The sequence below is a fragment of the Parolsenella sp. LCP21S3_E11 genome, assembly GCF_052118165.1.
In the GTDB taxonomy this organism is placed as follows: domain Bacteria; phylum Actinomycetota; class Coriobacteriia; order Coriobacteriales; family Atopobiaceae; genus Parolsenella.
In genome coordinates this window covers 1-17,072 of record NZ_JBQKHS010000012.1, presented here as the reverse complement: position 1 = coordinate 17,072, position 17,072 = coordinate 1, and the positions used below count along the sequence as shown (strand labels likewise).

The 17,072-nt window shown below is 63.0% G+C and carries 12 protein-coding genes, 2 tRNA genes and 2 pseudogenes; 11 read left to right on the top strand and 5 right to left on the bottom strand.

Annotated elements, in window-relative coordinates; genetic code table 11:
• Positions 1 to 546 precede the first annotated feature (546 nt).
• The 3 genes from ACTQ1Z_RS08160 (at position 547) to ACTQ1Z_RS08150 (ending at position 4,221) form a co-directional block, all read left to right on the top strand.
• Entirely contained in the window at positions 547 to 762 is a 216-nt protein-coding gene (locus ACTQ1Z_RS08160; RefSeq protein ID WP_293813866.1) for a hypothetical protein, read from the top strand.
• Between the two features lie 193 nt (positions 763 to 955).
• Positions 956 to 2,293 (top strand): hypothetical protein, encoded by a 1,338-nt coding sequence (locus ACTQ1Z_RS08155; RefSeq protein ID WP_441860139.1) that lies wholly within the window; start codon positions 956 to 958, stop codon positions 2,291 to 2,293.
• A gap of 263 nt (positions 2,294 to 2,556) precedes the next feature.
• Entirely contained in the window at positions 2,557 to 4,221 is a 1,665-nt protein-coding gene (locus ACTQ1Z_RS08150) for a phospholipase D-like domain-containing protein (RefSeq protein WP_441860137.1), read from the top strand.
• A gap of 174 nt (positions 4,222 to 4,395) precedes the next feature.
• On the opposite strand, the gene ACTQ1Z_RS08145 is transcribed toward ACTQ1Z_RS08150, so the two are convergent.
• A tRNA-Ala gene (locus ACTQ1Z_RS08145) sits at positions 4,396 to 4,471 on the bottom strand.
• Positions 4,472 to 4,939: 468 nt separating this feature from the next.
• On the bottom strand, positions 4,940 to 6,619 hold the full coding sequence (locus tag ACTQ1Z_RS08140) for a Spy0128 family protein (protein ID WP_441860135.1): 1,680 nt from the start codon (positions 6,617 to 6,619) through the stop codon (positions 4,940 to 4,942).
• 475 nt (positions 6,620 to 7,094) lie between these two features.
• Here ACTQ1Z_RS08140 and ACTQ1Z_RS08135 point away from each other — a divergent pair, with 475 nt between their 5' ends.
• Positions 7,095 to 8,273, top strand: a complete 1,179-nt coding sequence (locus ACTQ1Z_RS08135; RefSeq protein ID WP_320679568.1) for an NAD(P)-dependent malic enzyme — start codon at positions 7,095 to 7,097, stop codon at positions 8,271 to 8,273.
• A 299-nt stretch (positions 8,274 to 8,572) separates the two neighbouring features.
• Here ACTQ1Z_RS08135 and ACTQ1Z_RS08130 read toward each other — a convergent pair whose 3' ends face one another.
• The gene (locus ACTQ1Z_RS08130; RefSeq protein ID WP_441860133.1) at positions 8,573 to 9,517 is read right to left on the bottom strand and encodes a DegV family protein; all 945 of its coding nucleotides are present in this window, start codon (positions 9,515 to 9,517) and stop codon (positions 8,573 to 8,575) included.
• A 300-nt stretch (positions 9,518 to 9,817) separates the two neighbouring features.
• Here ACTQ1Z_RS08130 and ACTQ1Z_RS08125 point away from each other — a divergent pair, with 300 nt between their 5' ends.
• The 4 genes from ACTQ1Z_RS08125 (at position 9,818) to queA (ending at position 12,814) form a co-directional block, all read left to right on the top strand.
• Positions 9,818 to 10,309 carry a GNAT family N-acetyltransferase gene (locus ACTQ1Z_RS08125; RefSeq protein WP_441860131.1) on the top strand — a complete coding sequence of 164 codons (492 nt, stop codon included), beginning with the start codon at positions 9,818 to 9,820 and terminating at the stop codon, positions 10,307 to 10,309.
• Positions 10,310 to 10,614: 305 nt separating this feature from the next.
• A tRNA-Asp gene (locus ACTQ1Z_RS08120) sits at positions 10,615 to 10,691 on the top strand.
• Positions 10,692 to 11,059: 368 nt separating this feature from the next.
• The gene (locus ACTQ1Z_RS08115) at positions 11,060 to 11,422 is read left to right on the top strand and encodes a DUF1622 domain-containing protein (protein WP_320679300.1); all 363 of its coding nucleotides are present in this window, start codon (positions 11,060 to 11,062) and stop codon (positions 11,420 to 11,422) included.
• 165 nt (positions 11,423 to 11,587) lie between these two features.
• Positions 11,588 to 12,814, top strand: a complete 1,227-nt coding sequence (gene queA / locus ACTQ1Z_RS08110) for a tRNA preQ1(34) S-adenosylmethionine ribosyltransferase-isomerase QueA (RefSeq protein ID WP_441860129.1) — start codon at positions 11,588 to 11,590, stop codon at positions 12,812 to 12,814.
• 156 nt (positions 12,815 to 12,970) lie between these two features.
• On the opposite strand, the gene ACTQ1Z_RS08105 is transcribed toward queA, so the two are convergent.
• Entirely contained in the window at positions 12,971 to 14,224 is a 1,254-nt protein-coding gene (locus ACTQ1Z_RS08105) for an Nramp family divalent metal transporter (RefSeq protein WP_441860127.1), read from the bottom strand.
• A 5-nt stretch (positions 14,225 to 14,229) separates the two neighbouring features.
• Positions 14,230 to 14,976, bottom strand: coding sequence for a 2,3-diphosphoglycerate-dependent phosphoglycerate mutase (gene gpmA, locus ACTQ1Z_RS08100; RefSeq protein ID WP_441860159.1), 747 nt, complete (start codon positions 14,974 to 14,976; stop codon positions 14,230 to 14,232).
• Positions 14,977 to 15,285: 309 nt separating this feature from the next.
• Here gpmA and ACTQ1Z_RS08095 point away from each other — a divergent pair.
• From ACTQ1Z_RS08095 to ACTQ1Z_RS08085, 3 genes and pseudogenes are all read left to right on the top strand, one after another.
• Positions 15,286 to 15,690 (top strand): annotated as a pseudogene (locus ACTQ1Z_RS08095) (helix-turn-helix domain-containing protein); the annotation flags it as partial.
• Between the two features lie 115 nt (positions 15,691 to 15,805).
• Positions 15,806 to 16,932, top strand: a protein-coding gene (locus ACTQ1Z_RS08090) for an IS3 family transposase (RefSeq protein WP_441860125.1) whose coding sequence is annotated in 2 segments (ribosomal slippage) — positions 15,806 to 16,064 and positions 16,064 to 16,932 — 1,128 coding nt in all. Because the reading frame shifts where the segments join, the coding sequence is not laid out codon by codon here.
• Between the two features lie 29 nt (positions 16,933 to 16,961).
• A pseudogene (locus ACTQ1Z_RS08085) lies at positions 16,962 to 17,072 on the top strand (transposase); the annotation flags it as partial.

Sequence of the window (17,072 nt, the reverse complement as noted above, 5' to 3'; positions counted from 1 at the left end):
GCGAATAAGTTATCGGGCCGCCGTGCGGCGCCGGACTCTTCCAGGCATCTCTTCGAAACGCGGTTGGCCGCCTCTGTCGTGGTTGAAGTGAGCATCGTGATATGAGGCCGCTATATCCTGCGGAGCTCAACGCACAATATTTCTTTCTTTGCTACGTCTCGCTCAGGTTGAATACGGAAAACTCCAGCGAAGGCAAACGCAGCATGGCCGAGGCAATTCAGAAGCTGGTGAATTCGTTCTCGGGCGAGCGGATTGAGCTTTACGGCAAGATCGACAAGCCATGACGCTTTCAGATGGCGACTCGCTGCCTGGTTCGGGGTGTGCAGACCGTTGAGAGCGGCTCGCGAATAATAGTGGATCCGAAATTGTTAATCATTTTCCGGCGGATTCGAGTAGGCCCATTTGCCCCACCGCATATCGCATAGACGGGATTAAGCGCATGGGGCAGAACGAAGCATGCCGCCATGCCTCCGTCGCAGCTGTACCTGCGACTCACCAGCTCTTTGACCGGATATACTCTTCTATAACACGTCAAGGAGGTTTGCCATGTTCAAGAACGTTTTTGGCTCGGACGGCAAGTTTCACCTCGAGAATCAGGTCGGGAATATCCGCTACGACCTCACCACGGGCGAGAGCAAGACCGTCTATCCCGTCGGGTCCAACACGAACATGACCTTCGATAACAGCGGCGTGCACACCGAGGTTCAGACGGGCAATATGCGTTATCGACTCGGCGAGTCGGGCTTCGACTGGATTCTGTAGCTCGCGGTTGTTTGCCGCCGCTGTGGCACGATCGTTGTGAGCGGGCGCGAGCGACTGACGCTGGCGTGGTGCGAGCTCGAGCGAATGCCGCGCGAGAGAAGCAGAGCAGGGGATCGAGCGAATCCGTCTCGCCCGCAGAGTGGGCGAGACCAGTGAGGCAACGTGCCGCCATGACGACAAGGAGGCCCATCCCATGGACGAGTTCTTTGCCATCAAATGTCAAAACTGCGGCGGACCCATGTACTCGCATCAGGCGAAGCGCAGCTTCGAGTGCGCCTATTGCGGCACGGTCCTGCCGTGGGCGCCCGGTGCCGGTGACCCCACGAGCGCGCTGGGCATTCGCCACCAGCCGCTTCAGGTTGTCGATGGTCTGCTCAAGCTCACGCATGTCTCGCAGCTCGAGCCGCCGGTGGATCCAGACTGGTACTTCTTCAAGCCCCATTGGCGCAACCAGTCGGTGCTCGAACACCTGCTGTGGGAGGACCGCGGCACGGCGTCCGAGTACCAGGAGGCCGAGCATGTGAGCATCCCGTGTCCGTTCTGCGGCGCGTCATTCGAGGGCACATCGACCCAGCGCGTGTTCGAGTGCCCGTCGTGCGGAAACAAGATTGGTGCCGCGGATCTGCTCAAGCCGGGCACCTTCAGCAAGCGCCTGACCATGGGCTTTGGTGCGGAATACGTGCCCGAGCAGGGAATTCCGTGTGCGGTCAGCGAGCAGCAGGCGCGCGCCGCTGCGCTCCAGCTCGTTCGCCAGCACCCGGATGCCTTCGCGGGCCATGACGTGGAGAGCGCCATCCAGAATGACATGATGCTCTTCTACTTCCCCATGGCGCTCGCGGACCTGCGCATGATGGCGTCCTTCCCGGGCAAGGGCCTGGGCAAGGAGGCCCTGGTCTACTACGAGGTCCTCGACTGGGCCTATCCCAGGGCAAACTACCTCGACATTTCCCTTATGGGCATCCTCGAGCCTTGGGATTTCTCGAGGGTGGCGCCGTTCGATCCCGCCATGCAGGAGGGCGACTTCCGCGTGATCGCCGTCGACGCGTCGACCAAGGACGACGTCGTTGTCGACAAGCTGGCGCTCTATATCGCGGGCAACGACGCAGAATCCGCGCTGGGTTTCAGCAAGAAAAACCTTCGCTCGTTGTCCCGAAAAGTTCGCAAGCACAAGGATGGCCTTGTGATGGTGCCGGTGTACTACGTCGATCGTCCGGCGGCGGATGAGCGCGACGGCGAGCAGGTGCGCATCGCCGTCAACGGGCAGACTGGGCGCGCGGCGGCCGTTGTGTTCAGCGAGAAGCGTGAGACACACATTGTGGCTCCGCTTCCATCGGGTCTGGCCCTTTCGAGTGAAAGCACCGTCCATGCGACGCCCATCGAGGTCAAGTACGTCAAGTCGCTGTTTTTGTACGAGATTGTCCGCAGGGGCGGCGAGGATGCGGCACCGCAGGTAGCGGCGGCGCGCGAGGGGTCATGTCGCGAGGAGAAGACCAAGCGCGGCGGCCTGTTTGGGACGATTTTCGGGAAGTAGGGCACCGCTGCCAATCCGGGACTCGCGTTGCGCGGTACCGGGGTGCGGACGGCAAGTGGGTCGATGATGCGTCGAACGAGACGCTTCTGCGAATATCGATGGCATGGCGGAGGAGAAGCGGGCGCGCATCGCCTCCGTGCTTGCCGTTGTCGACAGTCCGCGCCCACCGTTGCCGGCGCCGCCACGTCAGCCACCTATGGCATAGTTGTCATCAGCAAATACGAGAGAAGCCTCCAGGACGGCGTGACGGAATAGAGCTTGGCATGAGAAAGATCCTCAATCGCATTTTGATCGTCATTCCCGCGGCTGCCCTGCAGGCGCTGTGGCTTCTGCTGCTCACGAAGTGGCTCGCACCATACTCCGCGCTCATCGCGTCGCTGCTCTCCATCGTGGCGGTCTTTCTCGTTCTCTTTATTGTCATCAAACGTGACGAGAGTACTTACAAGCTGCTTTGGCTGCTGGTCATCCTAGCGATTCCCTTGGTTGGCACGCTGCTCTACCTCTGCTTCGGTAACAAGCGCACGGCCAAGCCGCTCAGGCGCCAGCTCGAGAGCGTTAGGGAGAGCAATGACCCCCAGCCTCTTCCAATTGGCGAGACGCCCTTCGACGGCGAGAGGCGCATGGAGCAGACGCTTCGCTGGCTGGAGGAGAAGACACAGTATCCCCTCTATAGGGTCGAGGACGTGCGCTACTATCCGCTGGGCGATGACATGTTCCCCGATATGCTGGCAGACCTGAAGGACGCCAAGCACACGATCTTCGTCGAATACTTCATCGTCGAGCCGGGCCACATGTGGAACTCCATCGTGGAGCTCCTCGAAGCCAAGCTGAGACAGGGTGTGGACGTTCGCGTGATGTATGACGACCTCGGGTGCTTCTCGACCTTCGATTTTGGCAATGCGCGCGAGCTGCAGGAGAGGGGCATTCCCTGCGTGCCGTTCAACCCGCTCCTCGCCCTGAAGGGCACTGCTAACTACCGCGACCATCGCAAGATGCTGATCATTGACAACGAGATTGCCTATAGCGGCGGCGTTAACCTCGCGGATTGCTACATCAACCTCGAGCGACGCTACGGGCACTGGAAGGATATCGGCTTCCGACTGACCGGCGAGCCGGTGCGCGCCTTCACCCACATGTTCCTGACGTTCTGGAACGCCTTTGGGCGCGCGCAGGACTATGAGGGTCTCCCGATGCCCGAGGTGCTGGCTAGCAAGGCGGTTGATGCCGTGGTTCGCCCGGGGACGGCAACGGTAGCTCGGCCGATGGAGGAGGGTTGCGAGATGGCGGCGCCTGCGACTCCCGTGACGGGCACGGCGATCGCGGGGTGGCCGGCTTCGGCTGCCGTGGGTCGCTCACCGGTGGCGGCGCCTTCGCGCGAGACCGACGGCTATGTCCTCAGCTACTATGACTCGCCCCTCAATCACGAGGCCACGAGCAACCGGCTCTATATCGACCTCCTCTCGCAGAGCACGGAATACGCCTGGTTCTTCACGCCGTACCTCATGCTTGCCGACGACCTCATGGATGCGATGCTCGCGGCGGCAAGCCGTGGCGTTGACGTGCGAATCATCATGCCAGGTATTCCGGACAAAAAACTGGTCTTCCGCATGTCTCGCAGCTTCTACCAGGTGCTGTTGAACGGCGGTGTCAAGATTTACGAGTACACGCCTGGTTTCGTCCACGCGAAGGGCTCTATGTTCGATGACTGCGTCGCCACGATCGGCACGGTCAACCTCGACTATCGAAGCCTGTTTCTGCATTTCGAGAACAACTCGCTGTTCTATCGCTCGAGTGTCATCTCGGAGATTAAGGCGGATTTCCTCGCCACGCAGGAGAAATGCGTCGAGATCAAGCCATATGACGCGAGGCAGTACTCCTACCGTTGGGCGGTGGATGGCCTTCTGCGCATCTTCGCGCCGTTGTGCTAGGGCGAGGCCGAATGGCGGGCGGGGCCGGCGCTTGCAATGTTGGTCGGGGCTGCGTACGTTCTGCCAGGCTGCGCCGTCAAAACGGAAGGGTGGAGGCTGCGTCCGCGCTGCCAGGTTGCGCCGCCAAAACGTAAACAAAAAGGGCGACGACCTAAGTCGCCGCCCCATCATTTATGGTGGAGAATAGGGGGTTCGAACCCCTGACCTCATGACTGCCAGTCATGCGCTCTCCCAACTGAGCTAATTCCCCGAATTGGTGCAGGGGATATACTACCAGACTTTTGGACCGGGGAAAGCGACGATTCCAAATTCTTGTTTCAGACGCTGATTGATGGAGGGGTTATGGATGCATAGCCCCCCGCGCCGTCTTGAACGGTGGCCGCTATGCAGCTGGGTGCAGTTTTGGGCGCAACACTGCCGCGGGCGAAACCCAAGGCGCACAGTCGCCTATCGCCGGACCCAGCCTTGAGTGGGCGTCAATGCCATCATCCTGAGACCAGATGGTATTGACCTCCGTCTTGCTAGCTTCTATGGAAAGGGGCTGCGTGAATCATCGCCAGCGGTGTCGTGTGACTAGATGGGATTGTGACTAGGTGCGAGAGTGCCGCGGTTCCGCCGTCGCAGCATAAGAAAGCCCGATAGGCGAATTGCCTACCGGGCTAGTGGTTCAAATGATCGTCAATCGAGATGAGACGCGAGTCTGAGTGAACCGAAGCGACTACTTCTTGCGGCTTAGGGCCACGCCGATGACGATGCAGGCGGCTGCGGCAACGGCGAACGTGATGGGGAGCATCGCATTGTTGGTGTCGCCCGTCTGCGGAATCTGCTTGTTGGTGTTAGCGGACGAGTCAGAACTGGTGGGCTTGTTGGAATCCGCGGGCCTGTCCGCGGGAGCGACGTAGGTGTTCGTGAAGGTTGGGTTGTTGCCCTCGACGGAGGCTTCAAGCTTGCCCTCGTCATTGACGGTGACTACAACCTTGACGGTGTGACTATTGGTGTCGTAAGTCATGCCCGCGACGTTGCCGGCAACCTCGCGAACGGTGAAGGTGTAGGAACCGGTTCTCCTGAGGGTAAGCTCGCGGAACGCGATTTTACCATCGGCGTCGTTAGTGGCTTGGCCCATAAGGTCATTGTTGTTCACGAGCTCGAAGGTGAACTCGCCGGTGGAGAGGTTGGCACCGTTGAGGACCTTCGTAGCCGTGAGGGCCACGTGCACGGGCTCGGGAGCAGCAACGTTGAACACGGGGGATTCAGCAAAGGCACTGGTCTGACGGTCTAAGGCTGCCTCGACGCCATCGGTCTTCACGACGGGCGTGTAGTTGACGACAGCTCCGTCAGTGGCGTTTACGGCAAAGTCCTGAGCCTGACCACTAGCTGCCACCTCGTTGAAGGCATTGGCGCTGGGGCGGATGGTGAACGTCACGGAGTAGGTGACGCCGTTCTCAAGCGCGTCGCCCCCAAGGTTCCAGGTGAGCTTGCCGTCCTCGATGGTGGCGGGAGCGTTATCCCATTTAGTACCGCCCTTGGCGTAGCGAAGGTTGCCGACAGATCCGTCGTCGGCGGTGACGAACTCGGCGTAGTCAGAGAGCTGGTCGACGAGTTCGACGTTCTTGTAGCCAGCGGTCTTCTTGATGGTGGTGTCGAGGTTGGTAAGCGCGGCGGTGAGGCTGCCCTCCGTGTTGCCGTTGGCAAACTCGGCACCCGCCTCGCCGGCGAACTTGCTCACGATTCCGTTGGCTTTGCTCGAGAGAGAGACGGCGGTGAGGATCGCGCTGCCACGACCCTGGGCAGCGCGCAGGGCGGCGGAATAGTTGCGGCCCTTGGGATCGTCGACGGACATGCCGTACGTGCCATCGAAGTGCGCGGGGCCGGTATAGCCCTCTGCGCTCGTGCGGAGCGTCGGCTCGGAGTCGGAGAGGAGCACAATGCGCTTCTCGACGCCGGTACGGCCGCTCAGGGCATTCGCGGCGACAAGCGCAGCCTTCCAGTTGGTGCCCGTTTCGGGGGCGGTCTTAGGGAGAGCGTTGGTGACATCAGGGGCGCTGTTGGTGAAGCCCTGCTTCACTTGCGCCTTCCTGCCGTAGGTAATGACGGCCATCCGGACTTGCTGATTGTCGGGCAGCGCCGCGTTCTCGGCGGTGAGGTATTTGTTCGCGGCGGCGGTGATGGCCCTGCGTGCAGCCGCGAGATCAGGGACCATGCTCAACGACCTATCGACGACATAGATGATGTCGATAGGCTTGGCAATCTCGGTCTCCTCCGTGGCACCGGTCACGGACAGCGTCACGTCATACGTGCCGTCGCCGTTGTCCACGAGTGTGTCCGTGGGCGTCATGGTGTGTTTCGGCGCACTGGCAACGAAATCGTCGATAGCGTCTGCCATGGCCACTGTGGGCATGGCGGTTCCTAGCACAAACATGACTGTGGCCGCTGCCGCAAGTAAGCGACGCTTCCACATGCGCCTTGCTTGAGTGGTTGGTTTCATACGAGCCCCCTTCCCGGCGAGGGCGCGCCGATTGCGAGAGCTGTCTGCTTCTAGAATCAGAGCATGGACTCAGCGTAGACAACTCCATTATTATCGGAGCCTATATTAACAGTCATTGTCCGTGGATATTACATATATGCATATTCTTTCTGCTAACGGTCTGTCACGAGATGATTGCTGGAGCGTCGCGCGGGGTGTCTTCTCCGCCGCTTTGACGCGTCGATAACCGACGTATCAGGACGTATATCGATTACTCGGTCTACGCGCGCCCGCCCTGGGTACGGTCTGCTTGTATGTAGCCCAACAGCACTCGCCCGCGCCCGCGGGCGGCGGAGTAATGGAAGCACCCACCCGCGCCCGCGGGCGGACCAAAGGAACGGAGCACGCAATGGCCGTTGACGCCAAGCAGTACGCACTTGACAAGCACAGGGAGTGGGAGGGCAAGATCGAGGTCGTGAGCCGCGCCTCCATTACCACTCCCGGCGAGCTCGCCGTGGCATACACGCCCGGCGTCGCCGAGCCTTGCCTGAAGATTCGCGATAACGTGGATGACTCCTACACCTACACCCGTCGCGGCAACCTCGTTGCCGTCGTGACGGATGGCACGGCCGTGCTTGGCCTGGGTGACATCGGACCCGAGGCAGGCATGCCCGTCATGGAGGGCAAATGCGCCCTGTTCAAGACGTTCGCGAACGTCGACGCCTTCCCGCTGTGCGTCCGCTCGAAGGACGTCGACGAGATTGTCCGTACCGTCGAGCTCCTCGCGGGTAGCTTCGGCGGCGTGAACCTCGAGGACATCAGCGCGCCGCGCTGCTTCGAGATCGAGCGCCGCCTCAAGGAGGTCTGCGACATCCCTATCTTCCACGACGACCAGCACGGCACCGCCGTCGTCACCTGCGCGGCGCTTATCAACGCGTGCCGTCTTACCGGTCGCGACTTGGCTGACGTGCGCGTGGTCATCTCTGGCGCGGGCGCCGCGGGCATCTCCAACGCTCGCCTGATGAGGCGTATGGGCGTCAAGAACATCACCATTTGCGATTCTCGTGGGGCCATCTACCAGGGGCGCGAGGGCCTGAACCCCGTCAAGGAGGAGATTGCCACCTGGACGAACCTCGATGGGGTGCACGGCGCGCTGGCGGATGCCGTCAAGGGAGCTGACGTGTTCGTGGGCGTCTCCGCACCCGGCGTCCTCACGCAGGATATGGTTCGTACCATGGCGCCCAACGCGATCATCTTCGCTTGCGCTAACCCCGTTCCGGAGATCATGCCGGACGAGGCCCTCGCCGCCGGTGCCGCCGTTGCCGCCACGGGCCGCTCGGACTTCCCGAACCAGATCAACAACGTGCTTGCCTTCCCGGGAATCTTCCGTGGCGCTCTCGACGTGCGTGCTTCTGACATCAACGACGAGATGATGGAAGCCGCCGCCTTCGCCATCGCCGGCCTGGTGGATGACGGCAGCCGCAGCGCCGAGTACATCATTCCCGGCGCCTTCGACGAGCGCGTAGCCACTGCGGTGGCCAGCGCCGTGGCCGACGCCGCGCGCAAGTCCGGCGTGGCAAGGATCTAGCGTTTGCGCGAAAGGTCGAGCGCGGCTGCTTCGCGTCAGGCTGCCCGGCGTGCAGCTGCTTCGCGTCAGGACCCACCTCTTGTAAGGGATTGGAGCTGTTTTTGCGGCCAAATCCTTACAAGAGGTGGGTCCTGTCAGCATCTGGGGCTCGGGCGCGAAAGGCGCTCGCCACGCTCGGGCGCGGAGCTTGTCGTTCGGGTATCTCGCCAGGGCGTTTGCTGCGGCGTGGGTGCGGCGTGCGGCGCACGTGGCACGTGCGGGTTCGTGGCCCGTGCGGGTGCGCACGTCTCGCCTGGCGTCTACTTGGCGACGCGGACGCCCTTGACCTTGGTCACGGCCTTGTCCTTGCGGCGGTCGTTGCCCCAGAAGACGAGGGAGAGCATACCGGGGCCCACGTGCGATCCGATGGTCGGGCCGATGGTCGGGCGGAGGACCTCGAGGCTGTCGTCGAGGGAGCGCAGCTCGGAGGCGACGCCGAAGCCCTCGTCCGCCACGTCCGCGTCGCCGACGCCGCACACGTTGGCCTCGTCCTCGAGCTGCACGTTCTTCTTGTAGTAGTCGATTAGCTTGCGCTGACCCTTCTTGCGGCCGCGCGCCACGGATCGAATGCCGAGCGAGCCGTCGAGGTTGAAGTGCAACAGCGCCTTGACGTCGAGGGCGTCGCCGATGACCGCTACTCCCTTGGGGAGGCGCCCGCCGCGGTGGAGGGCGTCGAGGTTGTCGACCATAAAGAGGGTATGGATGCGATAGCGCGCCTCCTCTGCCCACATGACGAGACGCTCGGCGTTCATGCCCTCATCGCGCTTGTTGCATGCCTCGTTGAGGAGGAGCGTGAGGGCCGTCGAGGCGAGGAGCGAGTCCACGACGTAGATGCGGATCTCCTCGTCGGGGTGGGCCTCCTTGAGGCGGTCGAGGCTCATGACGGCACCGTTGTAGCCGCCGGAAAGGGCGCTCGAGATGCAGAAGAGCACGGTGGGCACGCCCGACTCGTAGGCGGCCTGGAACGCCTCGTCAAACTCGAGCTGGGAGGGCTGCGAGGTCATGGGCATGGCTCCGTGGCGGATGGCGTCATAGAACTCATGGGCGCTGCGAGACTGGAAGAGGTCGTCGTCGCCACAGAGGCCGCCGTTGGGCTTGTCGGCCTCGACGTAGTGGAAGGGGAGGATGGTGACGTTGCGCTCCGCCGCTTGCTCGGCGGTGAAGTCGCAGGTGGAGTCACACATGATGTTGCACTTTACGGACATGGGTTTCCTCTCGCCCGTGATGGGTGTTTGAGGTGTTGTATTTTACGCTAGGCGGGTGAACAGAGCGTTTCAGTTCTTTGTGCCCGTGCGTGGGCGAAGCGGGCGTGCGGGTGCGCGTGCGTGCGGCGAGTGCGCGGCGCGGTGCGCGTGCACGGGCGGACTGGGGCCTTGTTCGTGGCATCTGTCCAGGATTGGTTGGACCGCGTGTGGGCCTTGCTCATATAGACCGGGACTCTTTTCGCGGCAGTCATTCGGGATTGATGGAGAGGTTGGTTTGCCGTGGTGCTTGAAACAGAACGCTTGATCCTTCGCCCTTGGGAGGATTCTGATGCCGAGGCCCTCTACAAGTACGCCTCGGATCCCGAGGTTGGCCCTGCGGCTGGCTGGCCCGTGCATGCGTCGGTCCAGATGAGTCGCGAAGTCATTCGCGACGTTCTCAGCGCTCCGGAAACCTACGCCATCGTGTTGCGCGAGACCGCCGAGCCCGTTGGCTCGATTGGGTTGATGAAGCCTCGGCTCCAGGATGTTGTCCCAACTGATCATGCGCTCGAGCTGGGGTATTGGATTGGCAAGCCCTATTGGGGCCGCGGGCTTGTTCCCGAGGCGGCCCGGGCTGTGATCGCGCGAGCGTTTAGTGACCTTGGGTGTGACCAGCTCTGGTGCGCGCACTATGCCGGCAACCAGAAGTCGGCTCGCGTGCAGGAGAAGCTCGGCTTTGTTCCTCATCACGTCGAGGACCATGGTCGTGTTGAGTTCTGGCAGGTTTATCGCGGCTGTTCAGGGCATGCGTGATCGTGCCGACGAACTACGCCGTTTCGCGCGTGCGTCGCCTTGTCGCACTCGCCACGCTGACCGCCCCTCGCGCCTCGGTTCGCTCGTCGAGACATGCATTAATTCGAGTTGCGACGGCGAATCGAGGCGGATAACTCGAAGAAACGCATGTTTCGGTGGCTGGATCGGCTTGAGTTTCGAGGCACGCTCGCGGCGTGTTTCGAACATTGGCATCTACCTGCTCTATCAACAATTCCCACACATGTAGAAATAAGCTCTAGACAATGCGACAACTTTTCCTGTACTATAAACCTCGCACCTGACACGGGGTATTAGCTCAGCTGGTTAGAGCGCCGGCCTGTCACGTCGGAGGTCGCGGGTTCGAGCCCCGCATATCCCGCCATTAGATGTTCGAAGGGTCCTGGTTCACGCCAGGGCCCTTTTTGTTTTGGGAAGCGCCTGGGCAAACGCTCTGCCGCCGCGTCGTGAGCCGGATTGGCGCGCGGATGCGCGTTCGCGATGCCCGTCGGGGCGCTGCGCACTTGCGTGCTACGGCGCTGGCGACTGCGGCGTGGGGCGCTGCTGATCGTGCCGCCGCGCCGCCACGTCGTGCGGCCGGATCTGATTACCGGCCGCTGACGGAACCCGTTGTCCGAGCTGCTGAAAATAGGGTAGCGTTAAAACTAGGGGCTATCAAAACTGGGGGCAATCGGGAGTTCCGGGCGTTTAACGCGTCCGGGCCAGACGGGTGGTGAGACGGAGGCTGGCTGTATGTTTGAGCTGATCATGGGCGCGCTCGACTTCTGCATGGAGAACATCGTCGAGGTCGCCATCCTGCTGTTTGAATTCATCGGCGTCGGAATCATCATTTTCTCGGGCATTCGCGGCTTCTACCTGTACCTGACTCGCTCGCCAGAGACCAAGCTCACACTCGCGAAGGGTCTCGCCATGGGCCTCGAGTTCAAGATGGGTAGCGAGATTTTGCGCACGGTCATCGTGCGCGACTGGCACGAGATCGGTACCGTCGCGGGCATCATCGCCCTGAGGGCCGCGCTCACCTTCCTCATCCACTGGGAGATCAAGGAAGAGGAGAAGGAAGAGAAGGGCGAGGCTCGGCGGGCCCTCGAGGAATAGCGGCCGACGAAGGCGGCCTGTGACCCTCGGGGAATAGCGGGCGGCACAGGTGGCCCGTGACCCTCGGGGAATAGCGGGTTGCAAAGGCGCCCCGGATGGCGTGGTATTCCGCCGTCCGGGGCGCTAAACTCTCTTGCGGACAAAACAACGAGAGGAACCAAAACCATGCGCACCGATGACTTTGACTACCCGCTGCCGGATGAGCTGATCGCCCAGGCTCCCGCCGAGCCTCGCGACTCGTGCCGTCTGCTCGTCCTGCACCGCGACGGGGGCGATGGAGTCACCGGAACTGCCGAGGCAATCGCGGACGGGGGTTCCGTCGAGCACCGTCACTTCTATGACATCGTCGACTACCTCGAGCCGGGCGACCTGCTCGTCGCCAACAAGACACGCGTCATGCCCGCCCGCCTCGTGGGCCACAAGGCAAAGACGGGTGGCGTCGCCGAGACCCTCCTGCTCAAGCGCCGCGAGGACCTCGATGCCCTCGGCGGCATCTGGGAGTGCCTCGTCAATCCCGGCAAGCGCCTGAAGCCCGGCGCTGTCATCGAGTACCGCGCCGGTGGCCTCCACGCTCCGGAGAGCTCGCCGGTGGTTCTCACGGGCGAGGTTCTCGACTTCGTGGAGGATTCCAAGGGTGGGCGCCTCGTGCGCTTCGAGGCGCAGGGCGCCGACCCCGCCACGGGCGAGCCCCGCACGCTTGATGCCGCCATCCATGCCGCCGGCCATGTGCCCCTGCCGCCGTATATCACCAGCTACGAGGGCGATCCCGAGAAGTACCAGACCGTCTATGCCATGAGCGAGGAGCACTCCGCCGCGGCTCCCACGGCTGGTCTCCACTTCACCCCCGAGCTCATCGAGCGCCTCAAGGAGAAGGGCGTCGGTTGGGCGACGGTCGAGCTTGAGGTGGGTATCGACACCTTCCGCCTGGTGGAGGAGGACGACCCGACCCAGCACGTCATGCACACCGAGCGCTACCACGTTGGCCAGGACGTCATCGATGCCGTCCATGCCACGAAGGCTGCCGGTCATCGCGTCGTCGCGGTGGGTACTACGGCCGTGCGCTCGCTCGAGAGCGCGTTCGACGCCGAGGCCCCCGTTTCGACGCCCGCCGTCGTGGCGAGGCATTTCGAGGGTCGCGCGGACAGCGCGGACACCCTTGGCCGCGGTGACGTTGTGGCTCGCGCGAATGCGACCACCCAGCTCTACCTCATGCCCGGCAGCACTTATCACGTGGTAGACGCGCTGATCACGAACTTCCACGTGCCGCGCTCCACGCTTATGATGCTCGTCTCGGCGCTTGCCACGCGCGAACAGATCATGGGTGCGTACGCCGCTGCGATCAGGGAGCGCTACCGCTTCCTGTCCTTCGGTGACGCGATGCTCATCGAGTAACCGCGGGGTGCGCGGGCTGCGCGCGGCTTGCAGGGCCCTCGTGCGGGTTCTGCGCGCTTAGCGACTTTAAGCGTGCAGAACCCGCTTTCCTTTGGCTTCGGCCGCTCGCGAGCCGAGAATCGGCACGCTTAGCGGACATAAGCATGCGCGCGCCCGTCACGATGCAAGCAACACGAGATCGAGCGCCGTCACGACGATGCCGATAACCACGAGAAGCGCCGTGAGTGGCCGGGAGTTGGCGTACTCGCCCATGACCTTTCGCGAGCTCGTGAGTCGTATCAGCAGAAACACCGTGATTGGCAGCTGGAGCGAAAGCAGGGCCTGGCTCCAGACGAGGCCTGCAAAGGCGTCGCCCACCGCCAGGCACGCCACCACCGCTGCCAGAAGGCACGCCACCACGCCAATCGAGGAATGCCTGTCGTGGATGTCGTACTCCTCGCCAAACATGCCTGCGGTGATGGTGCCTGCCGCCATGGCCGCGGTCACGCTGCTGGAAAGCCCGGCGAACAGTAGCGCCACGGCGAAGATTGTCGAGCTCGCGGGTCCAAGGATGGGGGAGAGCGTCGCCGCGGCCGCCGCGAGGTCGTCGATGACGATGCCGCGTGAGAAGAACGTCGTCGCTGCGAGGATTACCATCGCCGAGTTTATTGCCCAGCCGACGCCCATTGAGAAAAGCGTGTCGAACAGCTCGTAGCGAAGCCTCTCCTCGATGACCTCCCTTCCCTTGCCCTCGAAGTGCACGGATTGGATGACCTCGGAGTGAAGGAAGAGGTTGTGCGGCATGACCACTGCCCCGAGCACGCTCACCACGATGGGCACCGAGCCCGTGGGCAGGCTTGGGGCAACCCAAGACGCGACGGCACTCGGCCAGTCGACCTTGACCAGGGCGAGCTCTGCCAGAAACGAGAGACCCACTATGCTCACAAAGGCAATGATCCAGCGCTCGGAACGCTTGTAGGAGCTCGTGAGCAGCATCGCAGCCGAGGCCGTCGCCACGATGACGCAGCCAAGGTGCAGTGGCAGGCCAAACAGCATCTCGAGCGCAATCCCGCCGCCGAGCACCTCGGCCATGGCCGTGGCGACGGTGGCGAGGTAGGCGCTGCCAAGAATGACGCGGCTTGCGAAGCGTGGCAGGTGGCGCGTCGTCGCCTCGGCCAAGCACGTGCCGGTGGCGATGCCCAGGTGCGCCGCGTTGTGCTGCAGCACGATGAGCATAAGCGTCGAGAGCGTGACGATCCACAGCAGCGAGTAGCCAAACTGCGAGCCCGCCGCCATGTTCGAGGCCCAATTGCCCGGGTCGATGAAGCCCACGGTCACGAGGAGGCCGGGGCCTATGTGGCGCAGGATCTCCAGACCTCCGTGCGCGCCAGTCCTCTCGGCGCCGAAGTGTCGTTTGAGGTAGTTGAGCATGGCCGTTACTTGTGCGCCTTGCCCTGGTTGGCGACGGCGTCGATCTTGGCGGCGATGGTCTTCGGGTCGCCGATGTAATGCTTGTCGAGCACGTTGAAGTTCTCGCCGAAGGTGTAGACGAGGGGCACTCCGGTGGGGATGTTGACCTTGATGATTTCCTCGGGGGTGAGGTTCTCGAACTTCATGACGAGTGAACGCAGCGAGTTGCCGTGGGCGGCGATGAGTACGCGCTTGCCAGCAAGCATCTGCGGACGGATCTCATCCTCGAAGTAGGGCCAGACGCGAGCGATGGTGTCCTTGAGACATTCGGTGTAGGGGAGCTGATCGGGTGCGACGTCGCGGTACTGCTCCTGGACGTGCGGGTCGCGCTCGTCGCCAGGCGTTAGTGCGGGCGGGCGCACGTCGAAGGAGCGGCGCCAGATGAGCACCTGATCGTCGCCGTGCTCAGCCGCGGCATCTGCCTTGTTGAGGCCCTGCAGGGCGCCGTAGTGACGCTCATTGAGCTTCCAGGACTTGATGACGGGCAGCCACTCGCGCCCCACCTCGGCGAGGACGAGGTTGAGGGTGTGGATGGCACGCTTGAGCCGCGAGGTGTAGCAGACGTCGAAGTCGAAACCGGCCTCCTTGAGTGCGCGACCGCCCGCGGCGGCCTCCTTCCTGCCCGTCTCGGTGAGTTCGACGTCAGTCCAGCCGGTGAACAGGTTGAGCTTGTTCCACTCGGACTCGCCGTGGCGGATGAGGACGAGCTGCATCGTACGAGGGCTTGCCTGCGTGGCGGTGCCGTGGTTCTGTTCTGCCACCTTCGCGGCGTTCTGGGTGACTTGTGCCATAAGGACCTCCTTGGTCTTTGCGGCCGAGCTTTGCCCGGACCGCTTGCTATCACCGCAAGAGTACCCTTTTTTGGGCTCTTCGGTGGTTTCTGTGGGAGAGATTCCGGCATAGGCCCAGCTCAGCGGGCGAAAACAACGATCTGGAACTGAAACGGCCCCGGGAGGGGCCGTTTCCGCGTCATCCGCCTATGATTGCTAAGCCAAATTCAGACAACCGAAGAGGTGTGACGCATGAAGAGTCTACTACTTCTCGCCCTCGGTCTGGCCCGCACGGTCGTCCTGGGCGCGCGCATCGAGGCCGAGCGCATCGTCGTGAGCGTCCGGCCCTACAAGCGCGAGCAGCGCCGCTGCCCCGTATGCGGCAGGGCCTGCGACTTCTACGACATGGCGAACCGCGGGGCCCCCAGGCTGTGGAGGGCGATGGACCTGGCGCGCTCGGCCTGCTACCTGGAGTACGCGCCCTGCAGGGTGCGCTGCCCGGAGCACGGCGTGCGCACCGAGGCCGTCCCCTGGGCGCGGCACGGGGCGCGCTTCACGCGCGACTTCGAGGACTGGGTGGCGTGGCTGGCGGTCCGCTGCACCGCCTCGGCGGTCTCCGAGCTCGCCCGCGTCGAGTGGCACAGCGTGGGCGGCGTGTGCAGGCGCGTCTACGCCGAGCTGGAGGCCGCGCGCGGCGCCTCGAGGTGGAGTTGCTACACTTTATTAGACAGTTCGATGAGGGACTTTTTAACAGGAGAGAAAGGTTCCCGGCATGGCAGACCCCAAGCACCCCAGGCACTACGACGAGGCGTTCAAGCGCCAGATAGTGCAGCTCTACGACAACGGAAAGAGGCTGAGCGAGCTGGAGGCCGAGTACGACCTGGGCCACTCAACCGTCGCCAGGTGGGTAAAGAGCATCCACGAGAACGGCTCCACCAGGGCGGCGGACGCCAGGACCCCCGAGCAGCAGCGCATCCTCGAGCTGGAGAGGGAGAACAGGCAGCTCAGGATGGAGGTCGACGTTTTAAAACAAGCGGCGCTGATATTCGCACGAAAGTAGCGGTCATCAGCGCGAACTCCGGAAAATACCCAGTTGCGGCCCAGTGCAGGATCCTGGGGGTCCCCAGGGCAACCTACTACTGGATGCTGTCCCATCCCGAGCGCGAGCCGGAGCCCGACCCCATCGCCGGCGACGTTATCGAGGCCTTCGAGGCAGGCAGGCGGGAATACGGCGCCCCGCGGCTGAAGAGGGAGCTGGCGAAGAGGGGCATCGTCGCCTCCAGGCGCAGGATAACCCGCATCATGCGCGAGAACGGCCTGGTCAGCAGCTTCGCGGGGCCCGGCTTCAAGCCGCACCCCGGCAAGGCGAACGACGCCGACGTGCCCAACGAGCTCGACCGGGGGTTCGACGGCCACGCCCCGCACACGCACATCGTCAGTGACCTCACGTACGTGAGGGTCGGGCGGAGGTGGAACTACGTCTGCCTCCTCATCGACCTCTACAACCGCGAGATCGTGGGCCACTCGTGCGGCGAGCGCAAGGACGCCGACTTGGTCAAGGCCGCCTTCGCCACCTTGGAGTTCCCCCTGTTCGACATCGAGGTCTTCCACACCGACAGGGGCTCGGAGTTCGACAACCGCGCCATCGACGAGCTGCTGGAGGTGTTCGGGATCAGGAGGTCGCTGTCCCGCAAGGGCAACCCCTACGACAACGCCGTCAACGAGTCGACCAACAAGACGCTGAAGGTGGCCTCGATCTACCAGAGGCGGTTCGCGACACTCGGCGAGCTGCGCGACGAGCTCAACTCGTACGTGCGGTGGTACAACAACGAGAGGATGCACTCGAAGCTGGGATACATGAGCCCGGTGGAGTTCAGAGAGGCAGGGCTGTCCCTCTAGGAGCTGTCCAATTTTGGGTTGCAAGTCCAAGGTTCGACGGCGTGCGCCGCATCGGCATCGACGAGACGTCGTACAAGAAGGGCCACAAGTACGTCACGGTGGTCGTCGACCACGACCGCGGCTGCCTCATCTGGGCGCAC

What these genes read in the sequence shown, in the direction of transcription:
- ACTQ1Z_RS08160 (WP_293813866.1), top strand. Translation starts at nt 547, where the DNA reads ATGTTCAAGAACGTTTTTGGCTCGGACGGCAAGTTTCACCTCGAGAAT.
- ACTQ1Z_RS08155 (WP_441860139.1), top strand. Translation starts at nt 956, where the DNA reads ATGGACGAGTTCTTTGCCATCAAATGTCAAAACTGCGGCGGACCCATG.
- ACTQ1Z_RS08150 (WP_441860137.1), top strand. Translation starts at nt 2,557, where the DNA reads ATGAGAAAGATCCTCAATCGCATTTTGATCGTCATTCCCGCGGCTGCC.
- ACTQ1Z_RS08140 (WP_441860135.1), bottom strand. Translation starts at nt 6,619, where the DNA reads ATGCCCACAGTGGCCATGGCAGACGCTATCGACGATTTCGTTGCCAGT.
- ACTQ1Z_RS08135 (WP_320679568.1), top strand. Translation starts at nt 7,095, where the DNA reads ATGGCCGTTGACGCCAAGCAGTACGCACTTGACAAGCACAGGGAGTGG.
- ACTQ1Z_RS08130 (WP_441860133.1), bottom strand. Translation starts at nt 9,517, where the DNA reads ATGTCCGTAAAGTGCAACATCATGTGTGACTCCACCTGCGACTTCACC.
- ACTQ1Z_RS08115 (WP_320679300.1), top strand. Translation starts at nt 11,060, where the DNA reads ATGTTTGAGCTGATCATGGGCGCGCTCGACTTCTGCATGGAGAACATC.
- queA (WP_441860129.1), top strand. Translation starts at nt 11,588, where the DNA reads ATGCGCACCGATGACTTTGACTACCCGCTGCCGGATGAGCTGATCGCC.
- ACTQ1Z_RS08105 (WP_441860127.1), bottom strand. Translation starts at nt 14,224, where the DNA reads ATGCTCAACTACCTCAAACGACACTTCGGCGCCGAGAGGACTGGCGCG.
- gpmA (WP_441860159.1), bottom strand. Translation starts at nt 14,976, where the DNA reads ATGCAGCTCGTCCTCATCCGCCACGGCGAGTCCGAGTGGAACAAGCTC.